This is a genomic window from Paenibacillus sp. FSL R5-0517 (assembly GCF_037974355.1).
GTDB lineage: Bacteria > Bacillota > Bacilli > Paenibacillales > Paenibacillaceae > Paenibacillus.
In genome coordinates this window covers 2,846,912-2,866,007 of record NZ_CP150235.1, presented here as the reverse complement: position 1 = coordinate 2,866,007, position 19,096 = coordinate 2,846,912, and the positions used below count along the sequence as shown (strand labels likewise).

Sequence of the window (19,096 nt, the reverse complement as noted above, 5' to 3'; positions counted from 1 at the left end):
TTGGAATCCAAAGGAGCAGTCCGATTACTCCATCAAAAAGGTGAATTCTTAGTGACTGAAGCCTACACCATTGGTATTGAGAATTCTCGCGGTCAGGCAGTCGAACATACAATGAAGCCTGGATTACGTGAATGGTTCAACATCGGCTTCTCATCCACTGTAGAATTATTGCTGTTGTTGACCGGAAGCTACGCTTTGTTTAACCAACCCGGTTCACGAGTGATGCGTCTGTTCTACCTGCTTAACCTGTCCATGGCCTTATGTATACTGACGATATATACTTCCCAGTTGCCTATATCTAATTATATTCTCGCCTTTTGTGCGGCATGGTTACCTTACTGTCTAACCGCATTTTATGTGTCTTTTGTATTTCGCACCCGTCTGCATCGTTTCCGGTGGTTATTAATCATCAGCAGAGGAATTGCGATTGCTTATTCTACATGCCTAGTATTTCTATACATCAAGCAGTGGATGATGACCGATGTTCAGTTCAATCCAGGCATTAGCATCGTTAGCACCCCTGTTGCACCGTCTGGTCCAACCAATCTGCTTAACTTTATTCTTTGCGGAACCCTTCTGATCTTAATCTGGATGACATGGGTTAATCGTAAAAGCTACAATCGCAAGGAACAGAACCAGCTATTGCTCATGTTAACGGGAATTATTATTAGTTTGATTCCCTTTATCATCTGCTTTGCCATTCCAACCCTGCTTCAAGGTGAACCTTTACTTCCTGTAGAGTACACATTAATTGGATTCCTGCCTTTATCATGGATGTTCACTTATGTACTTGTACAACGGAGTATGCTTGATTTCAAACTGGTTATGCCAAGATTGATGATTCATGGACTATATATGCTGATCTTATTTTTACTATTTCTGACTGCTTCTCACCTGGAAACATTAATTCATATCAGCTGGCTGTTCGTCTCGTTTATGCTGATCACTTGGGTGTATCAGTACACGCTCACCCGCTCACGTAAGAAAAACAAACTCAATAAGGACTGGCTGGAACACCAGCAACTGCGATTGACTGTGCGAATGGCTGAGCAGCAAAACATGCGAGACATGATCCACGTGTTTGCCGAGATGTTCCACAAGATGCTGGATATTGAAGGCGTAATTGTGATATGGATTGATGATAAGCACAGATATTCTCAGGAAGGTACAGGGGTTTTTGCTTCCATACAGAATATCGATAACGAGGCATTGGATATTGAAGTGTTACGACAGAAGTATGATTTGGCACAGATTTGGGAGCTGTCAGGTGAACCAGCGACGGAGATGTTAGGATTTCTGGGCATTGGTCACAAAGAAAATCGAACCCTTTTCTCAGCAGAAGAGCAGGATATCATTGATAAAGGCAGACTGGAAGCGATTCGGATGCTCGTCAATGGCAGACTCTTATCCGATCTGCAGAAGCGATATGAACACCATGTAGATCAGACAGCTCTTCATGAACACCAGATAAGCCGTCATCGGAAGTTCAATCATATTATGATGGAAGCACAGCAGGCAGAGCGTATGAAAACCTCTTATTTCCTTCATGATCAACTGCTTCAAAACCTAATCTTCCTGTCTCGTGATCTGGAGGAATTTCATAATACCGGAGAAACCAATGCTGATCAAACGGCTGTTTGGCTGGAGTGCCTATATGCTTCACAGAAAGATATTCGCCAACTGTGTGATGATCTCTACCCTCATATTATGGATCGGAGCGAACTGGAAGAAGCGTTGCAATGGCTCATCCGTACACTTCAAATGCAAAGTGGCATCAGGATGGAGCTGAGTTACAACGCCCTCGCTGAAGAGTTGAAGCAAGAACCTCTGAAGTCCACCGTCTTTCGGACGATCCGTGAACTTATTATGAATGTGATGAAGCACGCACAGGCATCGTTTTGCTCCATTCAGGTACATACGAAGGATCATGATTTGATTCTACAAGTAAAGGATGACGGCTTGGGATTTAATGTTCATACCACATTCGACACTGAAACTGGGCACTTCGGTTTGATCTCCATACAAAGCAGCATTCAGCACCTCGGTGGTGAATTCACTATACATTCCATCCTTGGCAAAGGAACCTCAATCAACATTCGTTTGCCTTTAACCAAAGGAGCTATTGAACAATGAGCGAACCTATTACAGTCGTCCTGCTTGATGATCACCCCCTGGTCATGGAAGGTCTCAACAACCGCTTAACCCGCGAACCAGGCATAAAGGTACTGAAGACTTTCAGCGATCCTTTGCTTTTCTTGTCCGAAGTAGAGACGTTGCGACCAGATGTTGTTGTCATGGATATCCGCATGCCCCAGCTTGATGGTTTTGAGGTTGTGCGAAGATTGAAAGATCAATATGGGTTATCCGTCAAAATTATATTGCTTTCCGGGTACAACTATCACGAATTCCAGTTGAAGGCTTATGATCTGGGCGTCCATGCCTACTTGTCGAAACAAGCAACATATGGACAGATTATCAACGCCATTCACCAAAGTATGTTGGGTCATGTGCTTGTTCCAGAGACCATGTTATCCTCTAATCTGGAGGAATCACTCACTGCAACAGAACGCGAAGTGCTTAACCGTATTGCACTGGAGATGACCAATAAGGAAATTGCACAAGATATGGCGATCAGCCAACGTACAGTGGAGTATCATATCACCTCTATTACACAGAAATTTGGTGTTAAATCCAGAATCGGGGCAGTTGTCAAAGGCTATCAGGGAGGTATTCTCGGTGACGTAACACTCCCTGAGAAACGCTAAAACATTCACCACTTTAAAAGAACAACAAAAGAGCGGCAGAACACCCCTGTAATGCAACCTGAGGTTGGTTCTTAACCGCTCTATTTGTTAATTACTTTCCTATAAGAGCATTCATGCTTGATGCGTGTGCTCCCTATCCTCGCTGACGCGCCGCATGACGTTCAGCAATGCGAGACGTAATCATTCCATGACTTTCATCAATCTCTTCCGGTGTACAAGCCGCCTTCAGCTCATATACTTTCACTGGTGAACGGTCGATAATATCCAAAAATGAATCAAAGAAAGTCATGTCTTTACTATGAATGTACGGACACCAATGATCTGCCAACCCTACGGTTTCATGAATATGCACGCCAACCACGTGATCAATCAACGCGTTAGCCTCACGTACATTATCGTACAGTCCCATTCGATCCATCATCATGCCGTGACCAATATCGTACCATAGACCAAGCGGCGCGCCCTTCATGCGTCCAATAATCGTTCCCGCTTCGTGCAAAGTCGGCATCTGATAACAGCGTGAACGGGTCTCAATACCAAAATTCACTCCATACCCCCGCTGCTCCGACAAGTCACATACCTCTTCCAGACTCTCCTGAATCCGGCTCAGGTAATGTGCGCTGCCATCTTCCCGCTTTTCCAGCATCTCTTGCCATAAAGATTGATATGCCGGGGAGTCCGGCCCTTGATCGTGGTATATCTTTTTCAATACTTCATCTATATTGTATTCAAACGGCACCTCACCCGGATGCACAACAACAGCCTTGGCGCCATAACGATGTGCATACTCGGCAGAGCGAAGTAACAGTTCAATCGCTCGTTTGCGGCGCGGCTCGTCATCAAATCCGAGCAGGACGGAATCCGTCCCATAATCTGGATCAGCCACATGCGGAAATGTGTTATGCACACTGGATACACCGATGTCTCCTCGTTCAATCATCGGCTCTATCGTCTTCAGCATCTCTTCCGTGACGTTGTAGTTCAGTTCAACCTGTCTGAATCCAAGAGATTTGATCTCTTCAATCATGCCTTGTCCGGTCGTATGACGTTTGATGTTCCAACATGTTGAAAACGAATATTCCTGCTTGTCCGTGTACATGATTATTCCTCCTGCCTCTCATTCTATCGCCTATTCATATTCCATTGATCTCTATCTATTCATTCCTCTGTCCATTGTCTTCACGCAGGGTCAATTCAAATCTCATCTTATTCACAGTCTTCCCAGGCACATAACGATAGATGATCTCCGCATGATTCACGTACATTAACACGGATGGTTCAGGCGCCTCAGTCTTCACGGTACACGTAAGTCCAGGGAACTGCCATAAGGCTGGCGTAATATCCTGCTGACGAAGGGAAGGCCCTCTGATTTCAAAATAAACGTCGATCTCTTCCTCCGTATCCAATTCCACATCAATGGTTAACGAATCTGGCGTGAGATCCGCATCAAACGTCACTCCGCGCAGATGACTGTTCCACCCCTCGCCTACCTCACGGCGAATTAAGCGAAGATAATAACGTTCCCCCGTCTCGGTCTGCCAGTGAATTGTGGCGGGATGCATCTGGCCGTTGGTATTCACACTTCCCGACATGGCTCCGATCATCCGGTCCTCACCAATCCATGCTTTGGCCGTACATAGATTCCGATTGGACGTTGGATCATTGCGCTCACACAGTTCCATGAACTGTTTCTGCACAAGCCGATCCGCTTGATGAGCCTTGAAATAAGGCACGGCTTCCGCGGGCACATCCACCCCAAGGAGCGCAATCAGTGGATCATGACCTGACTCACAGTTGATTCCTGCCAGATATTCATAGCCTTCACCGAGCAAAAGATAGATAAATACACCGATCGAACTATGCTCTCGCATCTCCATGTCGTACGCCCGAGAGAATGGGCCGGAGAGATTCTCCAGGTTCGCATTGTAATATAGCGCAATGTTATTCCACAGCCCGTGTTCAATCCGGTGTCCAATTTCAACTAAACGTTGAGTGAGTCCATACTTTCGATACATGCCAAGCACGGACAGATCCACCCCGTAATACGTTGTCGTATTGAATTCAGCGAATGTACCGTCGAACTGCTCAAACTCCTTCATGAATCCCTCTGCCTGTTCATCCGAATGCTGAATCCATTCTGTTCGGTTCAAGCGATGGCCGTAGTAGTGGGTGATGAAAATATGCATTAACTCAATATTGGTGTTCATGGGGATTACGTCGGATAACCTTCGTTCTATGGACCCTTGAACAGCCAATTCCATGGCATGATCCATTCGTTTCATGAGTGTATCTGGCAGAAGTTCGGAGAATTCGGCAGTTACGACCACACAGACACAAGCGATAAACTCGCGCCAATTGGGATCATAACTGATCCAGACCGGTGGCAGTACCTGATTTACTGCCGAATGAAACAGACGTTTCAGTTGTTTGGGATCTGCCGTCTCTGTGAGTAGAGAGCCATCTTCCCGTAGTTTATGGATAAACTGCGCAGACACCTTCTCAAAGGTGCGTTCCAGGAAATAGGCCGTGCCTGGCGCAAAAGATTTCCAAGCATAGTGACCCGCTGGTGGATGCACATCATTAGGTCGGGTCGCGAAGGTTCCGTGATAGATCTCATCCGGAGCGTCATATTGAACATCGAGCACCTTGTGGAACACTCGTATCGCGCGTTCCACATCACCAGGTTCATTTCGAATCAACAACCCTAGCGCATAATGCGCACTGGCTCGTGTGCTGTGTTGCGATGAATCCTCTTCTTCGAAACTGCGAAGCAGATCCATTTCCTTGTCATAGAAGCTATCCATCATCAACATGGACTGATTCACTAGATACTGCTGTTCTTTTGACATCTTCTCTACCATTCGTTGTGTCATGTCATGGACCTCCCGAGACTATAGGTGCGTGTTCAAAAAGATCAGTTTTCAGTACCAAGAAGATGGAATTAAGCTAGAAATGGAGTAGCGGAGCGTAGGACAACTACGTGAGCAACGGACATTTCGGCTGAATTTCATATTCGATGCTGATGATGCCACTAAGGCATCATTCGTAATCAAAAGTGAACTTTTTGAACAACCTCTATTAACCTTTTACAGCACCTACCATTACGCCACTGATAAAGTACCGCTGCAACCATGGATACACCAGCAGGATCGGTAATGTTGAGAATATAACGCTGGCTGCTTTCAGACTCTCAGGCAAGACCTGAACGGCACCAATGCCTTCGTTCTGCATCAGTTCTGTAATCTGGTTTTGCTGAATCATCTGATACAATTTCAATTGTAACGGGTATAACTCAGGCTTGGTAATATACATGAGTGCATCCTGGAAACCATTCCAGCGTCCTACCGCGTAGAATAGGCTCAGTGTTGCCATAACCGGAAGGGATAGTGGCAAGATAATGCGCATCAGTGTTCCGAAGTGGCTGCTTCCATCAATGCCCGCCGCTTCTTCCAGACTTTCGGGAATACCTCGGAAGAAGGTAATGAGAATGATCATATAGAACGGACTAATTAATCCAGGCAGAATAAGCCCCCATGTGCTGTCGAGCAGATGAAGATTTTTGATCAGAATGTACTCGGGAATAATCCCCCCACTGAAGAACATCGTCACCACAATGACAAGCATGAACCACTTGCGTCCCTTCAGGTTACTCTTCGCCAGCGGGTATGCCGCTGCAATGGTCATCGCCATGCTTAGCACCGTACTAAGGACGGTCAGCCAAATGGTATAGATGAGGGAACGAATCATCGATCCATCTGCAAACACTTTGCTATACGCTTCAAAGGACAACTCTTTGGGGAAAAAGGAAACTTCACCTGAACCGATCGCTCGGTTCGAGCTGAGCGAGATCGCAATAATATGAATGAATGGTGCAAGACACAGCACCATCGTAATGATAATAAGAATGACGTTTACCGTGTTGAATATTCGATTCGCCGTGTTTTCAGACATCCCACTCACTCCTTACAGATCATATGTGAATCAAATCCACTACATAATGCTCTCATCGGTTAATTTCTTGGACGTATAGTTTGCTCCGAGTATGAAGACAAGTCCAACTAAGGCCTGGAACAAACCTACAGCTGTTGCAAGCGTGACCTGACCAGATTGTAAACCGACACGATAGACAAACGTGCTGAGCACATCCGAGTATTCACGTACAGCCACATTTCCGATAATAAACGGTCGGTCGAAGCCGATGGAGATCATGTTGCCGACATTGATGATCAATAAGGTAACAATCGTCGTTTTGATGCCGGGCAAGGATATGTGCCAGATTCTGCGCAGCCGACTTGCTCCATCCACTTCTGCCGCTTCATACAGTTCCCGGTTAATGCCTGTCAGGGATGCCAGATACAGAATCGTTCCCCACCCTGCACTCTGCCACACGCCTACCGCAAGATACGTGAAGAGCCAATAGTTTTTGTCTGAAAGGAATGGCAATGGATCAAACCCCATGCTCATCAAGATATTGTTGATGAAACCGGACTGCGTTCCGAAAACCTGAAGCACGATCCCTCCAATAATAACCCATGAGATAAAGTGTGGAATGTAGAGCAACGTCTGTGCCATCTTTTTGAACCAAGCCTTTTTCAGCTCGAATAATAAGATGGCCAGTATAAGCGGCGCCGGGAAGGAAACCAATAAATCCAGCATGTTTAGTACCAACGTGTTGCGTAATGCCGTGTAAAACCCCTGATTTTGAAACACTTCTCTGAATGCATCCAAGCCAATCCACTCACTACCAGAGATCCCTTGGAAGAAGTTAAAATCCTTGAACGCAATCTGCACACCATACATTGGCCCATACTTGAAAATAATGAAGTAGATCATGGGCAGTAGGAGCAACGCATATAGTTGCCAGTTTCTGCGGAAATAGATGCTTGTTTTCATAAACCTTCCCCCCATGTCATTCAGGATTCTTCATCAAGGCGATGTTGCCATCGCCCTAATGAAATCCCTGTTCTTTGTTGTCGTTCACATTAGATGTGTTCTCTACTCTGCTTATTTCATCGCTTTGTAAGCTTCTGTACGTTCATCCAGGATTGCTTGACCACCGCTCGCCATGTAATCCTTCATCATGCTGTCATACGTCGCTTCAAAGTCAGCCGGTTTGGAAATGGTTGTTTTCACGAAGAACTCCATAAACTTGTCTTTCAGGCCGTTACCGTAGCGCGCTTCTGCATCAATCGGTTTGGAGAAGCGTACCGGTTGAATCGTGTCCGTGTTGGAAATGGCTACCGACTTGCGCATATCATCCCGATACTTCGATTCTACCTGTACGACATAAGCCTCTTCATTTTTCTTGTCATCCCCAACGTATTTACCATTGACGATAATGGCAATGTCACCGGAATTATAGATACGACCTGCGATTTCAGGAGAAGCATCATCTTTGATCAGTGGCACACCGTCCACAAGCTCATAGTTCTCATTTTCAACACCAAATTGCAGGTCGAACAAGTTGTTGTCAGAAGCCATCCAATCCAGGTACTTCATCGCTGCTTCCGCATTTTTGCTTGATTTTGGAATCATGACATACATCGCATTGGGAGCATATGCTGGTTTGGCGAATTTGCCTTCGGAGTTTTTGAATGCATCAATCGGTGTGATCACTGCACCTGGTTGATTGGTTTGCAGGTTTTTGTACGTACCGGAGATGTAAATCTCCCCTGCATCCTCGGTGTAAAATCCAACTTTGCCGTTAGATACATCTTCCCACAGCTTTTTCTTATCTTTGTCGAGTCCAAAGTCCTTGCTCATCAAACCTTCATTATAAAGTGTGTTCATATATTTCAAGGCGTCCTTGAAACCCGGCAACAACGTTGGATAGTCATTGGAACCCAGTTGTTGTGTTAATGTATATTTTTGTTCTTCCGTCAGCGGTTCAATGAATGACCAGATCAGAGGTTCATATTGAGCCGAAGCAATGGACATCCCCATTGGGATAAGTCCTGTGCCCACCTTACCCGGATCTTTTTCCTTAAAGGCCTTCAATGTGGTATGCAGCTCCTCAGCTGTCTCAGGTGAAGGCAATCCGAGTGCGTCCAGCCAATCCTGACGAACATAGGATGCGTATTTGCCAAGTACAAGACGTTTACCCGGAACCGCGAACTGTTGCCCATCGTATTGACCGTAGGCCAGCGTTTCATCACCCAGGAACTTCTTCAGGTTAGGGCCGCTTTGATTGAGCAGATCGGTAAGTTCAGTCAGACCTCCTTGCTCTGCATATCGGTTGAATGTTCCTGAGTCGTAGGTAAATACGATATCAGGTACTTCAGAGCCACTCGCCATCAGAACGTTAAGCTTCTGTACTTCCTCCGAGCGAGGTACCGGAACAAACTGAACATCGATGTTGTTTGGATCACCAAACTTCTCTTGAATGAAGCGAGTCAGATAACTGTCTGAAATGGTGTAGCCCGCCGGCGTATTTCCCCGGTCGAAGATTTCTACTTTCAAAGTCGTTTTTTCCCCCGAACCTGATTCTCCGGATGAAGATGCAGATTCGCTTCCTGATGAACATGCGGATAATAATAGAGTGAATGCTGTTACCACTGCGAGGATTGAACTTGCCTTGCCTGCCTTACGTCTTTGAAATAATCTCATTTGACCTTTCCCCTTTCGCACACACTCTGATATGGATTCACATGATTGCCACTCCACTTGGTTCGTGCATTTCGTTGCACCTGTGAATGTCACTAATCATTACATACGAATTCGACATTAGACAATAAACTATTTTCAAAATGCAAAAATGACGTTTTTTTAGTTAAAAACCGCGATATATAAACATATTTCCTGACAATATACAATTTTCACGCCTTATATGTAAACTATGATAACGCAATATGTTGCATTTCATTGGATTCTCATACGCTATCTGGCATCGCCCAGCTTGCAATAATCCTTTTTCCAATGAATCTTTCTTCAAAAGAAAGAAAAAGAGACCACATCTTATGTGATCTCCTTGTTTAACAACACTTGTAGAACGATTGAACTCACTAATTCCTCGGCGGAAGATTAAACTTCACTTGACCAAACAACGTATCGATGGCATTTCCCACAAATTGATCAATAACATGTTCGTTGCTCGTGTCCGTATGTTCCAATATCAATACATTATACTTCTCATCATAATGCATTCCGCCCAAAATAAATCGTACTGGAATGTTCTGAGCCGCCCCTGCCTTCGAAATGGCCTGAATAAGTTCGGATTCATGCCTTTGTTGACTTGTTGTGTAGGTACCAACAGGCAGCGTTATCGTGTATGACGAGTTATCTACATTAAATGTAAATGTGTTATTGCTTGCTGTGATGGTAACCCGTTTACTGATATCTACCGATCCCCACACTTGCTGTCCGTATTTGTACATCTATGCAACTCCTGCCCTATAAATTAATGAATTGTCATATTGCTTAGTATAGGACACTCGTAAAATTCCTTAACGCACCAGCTACACTGGCCCAAGATCGTGGTTGAGCATCCAAAAAATCTCCTGCAGAGGGCGATAAGGTACGAACCCTATTCCCTCATACAGGAGATTTCATAGATATTTCTAAGATTAATCGATTTCACCCGCTAACGTGTGTTCTAACACGACCAATATCATTATTGATCCCCTTGTTTTCCACTCTGCTTGCGGTAGTCCCCCGGTGTCACACCCATAATCCGTTTAAATACTCGGCCGAAAGAGATGGCGTTAGCATAACCTACTTGCAGCGCAATATCCTGAACTGCCATATCGGATGCAGACAACAAACGGCAGGCCTTTTCGACCCTCAGTTTCACCAGAAAATCAACAAACTTCATCTCAAACTCTTCCTTGAACAAATAACTCGCATATTTGCCCGAAATCTGGAACCGATCGCTTAGATGTTTTAGGGACAGATCCGGATCATCAAAATGTTCTTCAATATAAATCCGCAGCTCGTTAATCATTGCGCGATGACTTTTCGTTTCATTCACAGACACATAATTGCGATAGACCTCTTTCAACCATTCCTGCAAAATGTCCTGAATTCCCTCCAGTGTCTCTACCTGTTGGATATCACTGCGAAGACGTGTCAGAATTTCCTCGGCAAATTGGCTCTGTAACCGCTCAGACAGCTCTCCGAATTCACGGGACAACATCTGAATTAACGCCTGCAGTAACATGCGAATATCGTTATCCGTAATCTGATCTTCGCTGAACGCAACAAACATCTGATCCAGTTGTGTCCGCCAGCCATCACCAGTAAGCCTGAATTCACGGACAAAGTCCGCGAGCATCTGCAAGTACTTATACGATTGCAGCTCAATACGATCCGGCAGTTGCTCACTGAGAACGATCGCATCTTTACCAAGGGTAAGTCTATGCTGCAACCCCGCATCGGCACTCGCATAGGATCGAGTAATCTCCTCCCAGCCCGATACGGTTCGTCCAATCCCGAAGGTAAACCGGAGGCGGAAGTTTTCCGCAATCCACATATGCATCTGCTTAGCCAGATCCATAAGCAATTCACGATCCAGTCCTTCCTGCTCATCCGATGCAATCACCACAATAAGCCTTCGGTTCCCAAACCATTCAGCCCAACCGCCGAATTGGGTCTCGTTCTGCACAAGTTCTTCCACCACATTCATAAGCGCAATCTTCAGAATATTCTGATTGGTCGAGAGGTCGTCACCATTCATCTCCGCAATCAGGACAGCCACACTCTTCGGTTCCATGAAACGTTCCTCTAGCGGTTGCAGATGGCGAAGTCGCTGACGGAACGAATCCATGCGTTCCCCTTCCATCAGATCAACAAGTAATTGTCTGCGATGAATCAGCAAGTTTTCATGATGCTGTTTCTCATAATCAACCGTCTGAGCAATCAGATGTTCCAGCGCACGGTCGATGAGAGCCAATTCATCCTTGACGGATGGAGCTGCTTCATCCTCCTCGGCACGTGGCTGTAACGCCTGAATTCGATTCATGATGAGCTGGATTGGCCGCGTATTTCTACGCGTAATGTAGATCAGTCCCGCCACCGCGCCAACAATCGTTAATAATCCAATGCCAATCCACACATAAGAGACAAGCGATACCCATGAATACAGTTGTCCGGATTGAATGCCGCTCTCGAAGACGAGACCAAGCTTGTCGGAAGACACATGATTAAGGATTTCACCTGCTGAAGGGTCCATTTGATGCGCTGTATAGATCAGATTGTCGCTCTTGTCCCGTACCTGAAGAACGGATAACTTTTCATTCGTCATGTTATCAATCTGCCGTTCGACTGCATACATGCGGATTGTTATGACGAGCAGACCTTCTCCGCCCCACGGTAAAGGAAGCCACTTATTCATGCTAATCACCTGTGAAGGTACGTCAAAAGAACGTTCCTTGTATTCACGTGGCAGGTTCCAACCGAGGTTCTCCCGATCTTTCAAAGCTTGTTCAATATAGGCACGATCTTCGAAATCTTCCAAGCGCATCATGCCTCTCGGCGTAAGGATCTGGGAATCTGACATGCGATAGAGATAAATGGATTGAATCATATCCTGCTGATCCAACATACGTCCCAGTCCACTTGCCGCATCATAGATGAACTGACTCGACAATTGTCCCTGTCCGGCCTCCAAAAAACGACTGTATGTCTTGTTCGCACCAATGTCTTCAAGCAACCGGAGTTCGATATCGCTTAGCGAGCGTTCCAGTGTATCCACGATATAACGGGTGGAGATCATGTCTGCTTTTTGCGTTTCGTTACGTGAGAGTTCGTTGACAATCAGGAAGGAGAGAAAGATCAGAATGGAAATCGTAAGCAGAAAAATAGGAAAATAGGAATACAGCAACTTGGTGTGCCAATTCCGCTTCAGATTTACTCTCATAGGCTCCAACTCCTTCCATCGCTATTCTAATGAGTATGATCTTCTTTCATCTTTGGCCTGCCTGCTGACGATATACAGAATCACCGATCCTAATGCTGCACTAATCGTACAAGCCAGATACATCAGTGATGGACCGCCGGAATCGAGCAAATATCCATTAAGCATATTACCAACAATTCCGCCCAGGCCGGCAAACACCATGTTAAATAAACTTTGTCCCGTGGCCTGCATTTCCCGTCCCGTAACCGAAGCCACATATTCCACTGCTGCGATATAGAAGAATCCGAAGGACAACCCATGCAGTACCTGAACGCCAATCATTACCTCAGGCGTTGGCCATAGCCATTGTATTCCCCAACGTAACATATACGCACCGGCTGCAAGCAACATCGTGCGTTCATGCCCCCATTTTCGGAGTACGAATGCCGCTGCCAACATGGATGGAACATTGGTGATTGATGCAAGCAATAGCGCTGTACCTGTCATCTTCACAGAACCGCCAGCCATCTGAAATGAAATAACAAAAAAGGAGTTAAACGCAGTGAGCGTTTGGTTAACCAGGAAACAACCTGTTAGAAATAGAAGGAATGTCCGGTTTCGGAGCAATCTTGCCAAACCTACGGAGAAGGTTACCGAGGACGAGGATATGCTCGTCTGCCGGGGGAGTGTGCTTGCCAGTATGGCGCTTAGAACGTTAAACATCAGAAACGGCAGCCATAACATGTGAATGGAAAACTGAGAGAGATACATCCCTGCTGCAAATCCTCCAACTCCGGTTCCTATGCTCCCGAAGAGTCGGATCATGCCATATGAGGTGTTGGCTGCTCTCGCGGCGGTAACCGCATAGGAGTCAGCCACAGGTATTTGTGTCACTTGGAATATAGTGCATAAAGTATAAATCAATATTAATATAATGTACACTTGAATATTGTAGAAGTACGCTAACGATGCAGGAACGAGCAGGCTAATTATCAGTACGAACCGTGTCTTTTTGAATTTATCTACCAGAATTCCCCATATAGGTTGAAGAATAATAGATACAAGTGTGCCAAACGCCATGATAAATCCGGTTTCTTTACTGGAAAAACCTTGTGCAACCAAAATGGGATTGATGTACGGGTTAAACATCCCCCCGGCAAGTCCCATAAACAGATACAGGCCCTGTAATTTGAGCAAAACACGTCTTGCATCAGTAGAATCGGCTTTTATTTTCTCTGTGTAAGCCTTCATATGTCTATTTCTCATCCGGATCTCCATCCTTTAATTCTATAGTAGCTTCACCTATCTCTAATGGTATGTCCGTGCCAGACTCGACCTGATTACAGCCAATGCCCCGATTGCTCCTGCTCTATTACCAAGTTCAGCTACAGCTAAACGTGCAGGCAGAACGGTATAACGCTCGAGACGTGTACGCACTTCATTTAGATAATAGGATGGGTTGGATGCTGCCACACCTCCACCGATTACAATCATGGAAGGATTAAGTAAAGCCGTAATATTCGCCAGACCTCTAGCCATATAACGCATAGGCAGTTCAAGAATCTCAAGTGCAGCAACATCATCTGATTCGGCTGCCTTGAATACATGTCTGGCTTCAATCTGCTGCACTTCACCTCCTGCCAGACTCATGACCAGAGATAAGGCACTTCCCTTACCCTCTTTAAAATAACGTCTTGCTTGTTCAGTAATTCCCGTACCTGAAGTCGCTTGCTCAAATACACCAAAGGAATCCGCATCCGCAACATAACCCGTATGAAGTCCTTCATCTCCTGCAATGAAATGCCCAATCTCACCTGCTGCTCCATTTTGTCCGCTGTAGAGTTGCCCATTCAGGATAAGAGCAGCTCCAATACCTGTTCCAACCGTGACCATTACACAATGTTGATGTCCCTGTGCTGCCCCTTGATCATATTCTCCCATTGCAGCCATATTCACATCATTATCCAACATGATGTTTCCGCTGTAATACTTCGCAATCACAGGGCGAATATCTTGCTCAGCCCACTGAAAAGCCGGAGCACTTCGCAGTACTCCCTCATCTTGCAGAATGACACCAGGGAATCCCAAGCCTGCACCAGAAAGTTGATCCAGACGGCATCCAACCTCGCGGCAGAAGGTGTCCAGTTCAGCGAATAACCATCGGAAGAACTCATCCGGCTGATCACTGACACGCGTAGGCAAGATACGTTCATGAACTTTGCTTCCAGCCTGTCGTGATGACAAAAGCATCAATGTTTTGGTGCCTCCAATATCAATACCTGCAATCCAACCGGATAGATCACCTCCAACCGTACCATCCTGATTAGACGAATAATCATTACTTACGTTTTTCAAGAATTCTGTCATCCCGTTTCCCTCCTCAGATATTGTGTATCCAATCTTTTATTCCAACGCTTCCTGCTGAAGGTTCAGCATCGTTTGTTTTATGGCCACCTGCACTGCGCCAGTGACAACAGCCTGCTCACCAAGCTTGGAGCAGATTAGCTGTGGTTGCACCGGGAATTGCTCAGATATGACCTGTCTCAGTAAAGGCAATAATACATCGCCATTTCCTCCTACGCCCCCGCCAAGCACAATAAGATCTGGAGCAAGCACAACGCTAATATGACGCAGAGCTGAAGCAATCATCTGGCTGTATTGTTGTAAAATATCCAAGGCATCTATTTCTCCATTGCGTGCGGCTTCAAATAACTTCTCGGGAGTCAAGTGTCTGTGAAGATCATCTGCAACTGCAACTACATTTACATCCGCACCCGAATCAGCAACTTGCAATAGTTCATCATGCGGATTAAGGTGACGTTTCGCCAACTGCATCAGACCATCGGCTGACAGCACTTCCTCCAGACGACGGCCATCCTCCATCAACATCTCTGCGATCTCTCCGGTTAACCCACCAAGACCTCGTAGCAGTTGGCCATGTACCATAATGCCAGCGCCCGTCCCTGTACCGATGGAGAAAAAAACAAACAAGTTACAACCTGCTGCTGCACCACTTCGATACTCCCCAAGCGCCGCAAGATTCACATCATTTTCCAGAATCACTTCACAGGGAAAAGCGCCTGACAACGACTCTAGAGAGAATGCTTGTTCCAGACCAACTAACGGGTCCACAATACGATGGATACGTCCCGAATCAGGCAAGACTACGCCCGGTATACCGAACCCGATGCACTGAATCTGATCCCAGTTCAGATGATTCTCATCAAGCAATTCATTCAGATGGCCTCGAAGAAGCTCCAGCATCGTCGCTTCCGCTCGCTCCTGACCTTCTTGGACAACCATGGGATGTGTTCGATAGGCAATGATTTCTCCAGTCAGATCGGATAATGCGATCCGAATACGTGTTGCGCCGATATCTATACCACAGACATAATAAGCCGTTTCATTGAAACGGATGAGGGTTGCTTTGCGACCCTGAGCATTGTCAGCTCTCCCCATTTCCTTCACCAGATTACGGTCAATCAGATGTTCTACAGCCAACGACACCGTTGGTTTACTAAGTCCGGTCTGACGGCTGATATCCGCTCTAGACATGGTTCCCTGAGTTATCAGGGCATCCATAATGAGGTTTTCATTCAGATTACGGATATATTGCGGTGTGCCAGCCATGCAATCGCCTCCTTTAATAGTTAGTTAAGTTTATTAACAAATTAATTAAATTTAATATATCATCGTGATTGATAGGTGTACAGCTTTTTGTCATTGTATTCTTTTAATAGAAAGAACCACGCCTTCACTAGTAACACAAAAGCCTAATAAAGGAATTATTATACAATAATAGACGTTTATACATTACCGATACATTGCCCTGTTCATACAATACCTTATCACAATCAGGGAGGGTTCAATATGTACAGAAAGCATAAAGGATGTCACCCAAAACCAAAGTGTTTTTACAAAAAAATCACGAAAACTTGTGTTACTAAAATTAAATATGTCCCTACAAAATGTAAAAAACACTGTCATGTCACTGTTGAATACTGTGGAGTCAAAAAAAGAAGACATTATTAATATTCTTTTGCCCTTCTCTATGAGAAGGGTTCTTTCTTTTTGAACTAGATTAATACCCGGTTCAATCCTATCAAAAAAGTTGCGGTGATATTTCACCGCAACTCCCTTCTTTCATATATACCTAATGCATATATACCTATTACTTAAGTTTTGGAAAGTTCGATAAATCCTTCCCCGAATACATCACGCACGTCATGAATGGTGATAAAAGCAATCTCATCTTCCGCTCGTACAATCTTCTTCAGCATGGAAACTTCCTGCTTGCTAATGACAATGTAGAGGATCTCTTTCTTATTTTTCGTGTAATACCCATGTCCGGATAACACGGTTACACCACGGTCCATCTTCTCAATCACTTGCTTCGCAATCTCATCCTGTTTGGAGGAGATGATCATAACCGCCTTTTTCGGATTGAGTCCTTCAATAATGAACTCCATCGTTTTGGTCCCCACGAACAGCAAGACAATCGTACACATCAGACCTTGCGGCCCTATAATGAAGAAAGATGAGAATGCCACAATCAGATCAAAAAATAATAATCCATAACTGATGTTCCAATCCAAATATTTATTGGCAAGCCGTGCCAAGATAACGGTTCCGGCTGTTGTTCCCCCTACTCTAACAATCAAGCCGATCCCAAGACCGGCAAACAATCCACCAAATATCGTATTAATCCACAGCTCATGCGAGTCAATGGTCCAGCTCTCTGTCAGATGCAGGAACAATGAATTGAACACAACCGCAATAATCGTATACACCGTAGTCGTTTTATCTAGAAACCGGTATCCCACAATTAACAAAATACCGTTCAGGATCAGGTTCATCAGTCCTGGTGACCATTCAAACAGGTAATACAAAATAATCGTTATACCCGTTACCCCGCCTTCAGCCAAATCGTTCGGGATGACGAACAGGTTCACCGCCAGCGCAAACAGAAATGCACCTGCCATAATAAATAGAATATCCGTAATTCGTTTCTTCATTAAGCATTCCATCCAATCCATCAGAAATCAACCTAATCGACCCGTCTCATAAGTTGTCATAATCACTCAAAGATAGATTTTACCATGCTCACAACAAAAATTGTATACATAATACAAATTGTTGCGTGATTTGTGCAAAGGAATTTGTAAAACGTACTCTTTTAGACTTCCGCCAAGCCTTTCAGCATCATACACCCATGACAAATGTCATGGTCCATCATTGATATTCATCATTACAGAGGGCTGACGTTTATGACTTACTGTCATGATCCGATTGTTTTACAATGATAAAAACGCTTCCTAGAGGAAAGTCTTACCGGGAAACGTCAAGTTGTAGCTGATACAGTTATAACGATTGAAGGAGGACACACGTCAATGAGTAGAAATAAAGAAATGGCGCTAAAAAAAGAAGTCACCCCTTACGAAAAAAATGATCTCAGATTAAGTATCCGACAGTTAATCAATACATTGCTTCCGCTCTTCCTGCTATGGGCTGCGGCTTACTTTAGCTTATCAGTATCCTACTGGCTGACCTTCCCGATTGCCTTGGTGGCATCCGGATTTGTACTACGGACATTCATTATCTTCCATGACTGCTGTCATGGTTCATTCTTCAAGAGCAAACGTGCCAATGATATTCTCGGTACCATTACTGGTGTATTAACAGTGACACCCTATCAACAGTGGAAAAATGAGCACTCTATCCATCACGCGACAAGCAGTAATCTTGACAAACGCGGCGTTGGTGATATCTGGGTTATGACGGTTGACGAATACAAAGAAGCTTCTCCTTGGGGACGCCTCTTCTATCGGATTTATCGTAATCCGTTCGTATTGTTCTGTATCGGACCTATCTACGTGTTTCTGTTGGCTTACCGTTTCAACCGTAAAGGTGCAAGACGTAAAGAACGCATCAATACACATCTGACTACAGTATTAATCGTAGCCCTCTATGCATTCATGTGCTGGTTAGTCGGATGGCAGGCTTTTGTAATGGTGCAGGCACCTATATTCTTCTTCTCCGGTTTCTTTGGGATCTGGCTGTTCTACGTGCAGCATCAGTTTGAAGAGACTTATTTTGAACACGAAGATGAATGGAGTTATGTAAAAGCCGCTGTCGAAGGTAGTTCTTATTACAAATTGCCAAAATTATTGCAATGGATCAGTGGCAATATTGGGTTTCACCATGTGCATCACTTGAGCCCGCGTGTACCTAACTATTTCTTGGAAGAAGCACATAATGCAACACCACCCTTGCAAAAGGCAACTACCATTACACTGCGTTCAAGTTTGGTTGCCCTGCGCTTCCGTCTGTGGGATGAAGATTCTAAACAGTTCATTAGCTTTAGACAGCTCAAACATCTATCCCGCAAACCTTATGTTCAACCAACTATCCGTGTAACGAATCCAGCGGGTCTGACAGAGAAGCCTTAACTCTGTCGGATTCGTTTTCTTGTGTTCAAGCCATAGTCATGCTACAGTCA

Annotated in this window: 14 protein-coding genes; 3 read left to right on the top strand and 11 right to left on the bottom strand. The window is 45.0% G+C overall.

Annotated features, from left to right (window positions below; all coding sequences use genetic code 11):
* Nucleotides 1–51: 51 nt before the first annotated feature.
* On the top strand, nucleotides 52–2,133 hold the full coding sequence (locus tag MKX40_RS13000; protein ID WP_339242108.1) for an ATP-binding protein: 2,082 nt from the start codon (nucleotides 52–54) through the stop codon (nucleotides 2,131–2,133).
* Nucleotides 2,130–2,765: a response regulator transcription factor gene (locus MKX40_RS12995; RefSeq protein ID WP_339242106.1), complete on the top strand. Its 636-nt coding sequence runs from the start codon at nucleotides 2,130–2,132 to the stop codon at nucleotides 2,763–2,765. Before MKX40_RS13000 ends, MKX40_RS12995 begins: the two co-directional genes overlap by 4 nt.
* 133 nt (nucleotides 2,766–2,898) lie before the next feature.
* Here MKX40_RS12995 and MKX40_RS12990 read toward each other — a convergent pair whose 3' ends face one another.
* The 11 genes from MKX40_RS12990 to MKX40_RS12940 all read right to left on the bottom strand — a co-directional run bounded on the left by MKX40_RS12990 (nucleotide 2,899) and on the right by MKX40_RS12940 (nucleotide 17,612).
* Nucleotides 2,899–3,864: a TIM barrel protein gene (locus MKX40_RS12990; protein WP_339242104.1), complete on the bottom strand. Its 966-nt coding sequence runs from the start codon at nucleotides 3,862–3,864 to the stop codon at nucleotides 2,899–2,901.
* Between the two features lie 55 nt (nucleotides 3,865–3,919).
* Nucleotides 3,920–5,638, bottom strand: coding sequence for a hypothetical protein (locus tag MKX40_RS12985; protein WP_339242102.1), 1,719 nt, complete (start codon nucleotides 5,636–5,638; stop codon nucleotides 3,920–3,922).
* A gap of 205 nt (nucleotides 5,639–5,843) precedes the next feature.
* Entirely contained in the window at nucleotides 5,844–6,716 is an 873-nt protein-coding gene (locus tag MKX40_RS12980) for a carbohydrate ABC transporter permease (protein WP_339242100.1), read from the bottom strand.
* Nucleotides 6,717–6,755: 39 nt separating this feature from the next.
* On the bottom strand, nucleotides 6,756–7,658 hold the full coding sequence (locus MKX40_RS12975) for an ABC transporter permease subunit (protein WP_339242099.1): 903 nt from the start codon (nucleotides 7,656–7,658) through the stop codon (nucleotides 6,756–6,758).
* 111 nt (nucleotides 7,659–7,769) lie between these two features.
* Entirely contained in the window at nucleotides 7,770–9,371 is a 1,602-nt protein-coding gene (locus tag MKX40_RS12970) for an extracellular solute-binding protein (RefSeq protein WP_339242098.1), read from the bottom strand.
* Nucleotides 9,372–9,766: 395 nt separating this feature from the next.
* Nucleotides 9,767–10,138 carry a hypothetical protein gene (locus tag MKX40_RS12965; protein WP_339242097.1) on the bottom strand — a complete coding sequence of 124 codons (372 nt, stop codon included), beginning with the start codon at nucleotides 10,136–10,138 and terminating at the stop codon, nucleotides 9,767–9,769.
* Between the two features lie 236 nt (nucleotides 10,139–10,374).
* Entirely contained in the window at nucleotides 10,375–12,618 is a 2,244-nt protein-coding gene (locus tag MKX40_RS12960; RefSeq protein ID WP_339242096.1) for a helix-turn-helix domain-containing protein, read from the bottom strand.
* A 21-nt stretch (nucleotides 12,619–12,639) separates the two neighbouring features.
* Nucleotides 12,640–13,863 carry an MFS transporter gene (locus tag MKX40_RS12955; RefSeq protein ID WP_339242094.1) on the bottom strand — a complete coding sequence of 408 codons (1,224 nt, stop codon included), beginning with the start codon at nucleotides 13,861–13,863 and terminating at the stop codon, nucleotides 12,640–12,642.
* Nucleotides 13,864–13,905: 42 nt separating this feature from the next.
* Entirely contained in the window at nucleotides 13,906–14,964 is a 1,059-nt protein-coding gene (locus MKX40_RS12950) for an ROK family protein (RefSeq protein ID WP_339242093.1), read from the bottom strand.
* A gap of 36 nt (nucleotides 14,965–15,000) precedes the next feature.
* Nucleotides 15,001–16,227, bottom strand: coding sequence for an ROK family protein (locus MKX40_RS12945; protein WP_339242092.1), 1,227 nt, complete (start codon nucleotides 16,225–16,227; stop codon nucleotides 15,001–15,003).
* Between the two features lie 545 nt (nucleotides 16,228–16,772).
* Nucleotides 16,773–17,612: a YitT family protein gene (locus MKX40_RS12940; RefSeq protein ID WP_339242091.1), complete on the bottom strand. Its 840-nt coding sequence runs from the start codon at nucleotides 17,610–17,612 to the stop codon at nucleotides 16,773–16,775.
* A 375-nt stretch (nucleotides 17,613–17,987) separates the two neighbouring features.
* On the opposite strand from MKX40_RS12940, the gene MKX40_RS12935 reads away from it, so the two are divergent.
* Entirely contained in the window at nucleotides 17,988–19,046 is a 1,059-nt protein-coding gene (locus MKX40_RS12935) for a fatty acid desaturase (RefSeq protein ID WP_339242089.1), read from the top strand.
* Nucleotides 19,047–19,096: the final 50 nt, after the last annotated feature.

What these genes read in the sequence shown, in the direction of transcription:
- MKX40_RS12985 (WP_339242102.1), bottom strand. Translation starts at nt 5,638, where the DNA reads ATGACACAACGAATGGTAGAGAAGATGTCAAAAGAACAGCAGTATCTA.
- MKX40_RS12965 (WP_339242097.1), bottom strand. Translation starts at nt 10,138, where the DNA reads ATGTACAAATACGGACAGCAAGTGTGGGGATCGGTAGATATCAGTAAA.
- MKX40_RS12960 (WP_339242096.1), bottom strand. Translation starts at nt 12,618, where the DNA reads ATGAGAGTAAATCTGAAGCGGAATTGGCACACCAAGTTGCTGTATTCC.
- MKX40_RS12940 (WP_339242091.1), bottom strand. Translation starts at nt 17,612, where the DNA reads ATGAAGAAACGAATTACGGATATTCTATTTATTATGGCAGGTGCATTT.
- MKX40_RS12975 (WP_339242099.1), bottom strand. Translation starts at nt 7,658, where the DNA reads ATGAAAACAAGCATCTATTTCCGCAGAAACTGGCAACTATATGCGTTG.
- MKX40_RS12955 (WP_339242094.1), bottom strand. Translation starts at nt 13,863, where the DNA reads ATGAGAAATAGACATATGAAGGCTTACACAGAGAAAATAAAAGCCGAT.
- MKX40_RS12935 (WP_339242089.1), top strand. Translation starts at nt 17,988, where the DNA reads ATGAGTAGAAATAAAGAAATGGCGCTAAAAAAAGAAGTCACCCCTTAC.
- MKX40_RS12950 (WP_339242093.1), bottom strand. Translation starts at nt 14,964, where the DNA reads ATGACAGAATTCTTGAAAAACGTAAGTAATGATTATTCGTCTAATCAG.
- MKX40_RS12995 (WP_339242106.1), top strand. Translation starts at nt 2,130, where the DNA reads ATGAGCGAACCTATTACAGTCGTCCTGCTTGATGATCACCCCCTGGTC.
- MKX40_RS12990 (WP_339242104.1), bottom strand. Translation starts at nt 3,864, where the DNA reads ATGTACACGGACAAGCAGGAATATTCGTTTTCAACATGTTGGAACATC.
- MKX40_RS12980 (WP_339242100.1), bottom strand. Translation starts at nt 6,716, where the DNA reads ATGTCTGAAAACACGGCGAATCGAATATTCAACACGGTAAACGTCATT.
- MKX40_RS12945 (WP_339242092.1), bottom strand. Translation starts at nt 16,227, where the DNA reads ATGGCTGGCACACCGCAATATATCCGTAATCTGAATGAAAACCTCATT.
- MKX40_RS12970 (WP_339242098.1), bottom strand. Translation starts at nt 9,371, where the DNA reads ATGAGATTATTTCAAAGACGTAAGGCAGGCAAGGCAAGTTCAATCCTC.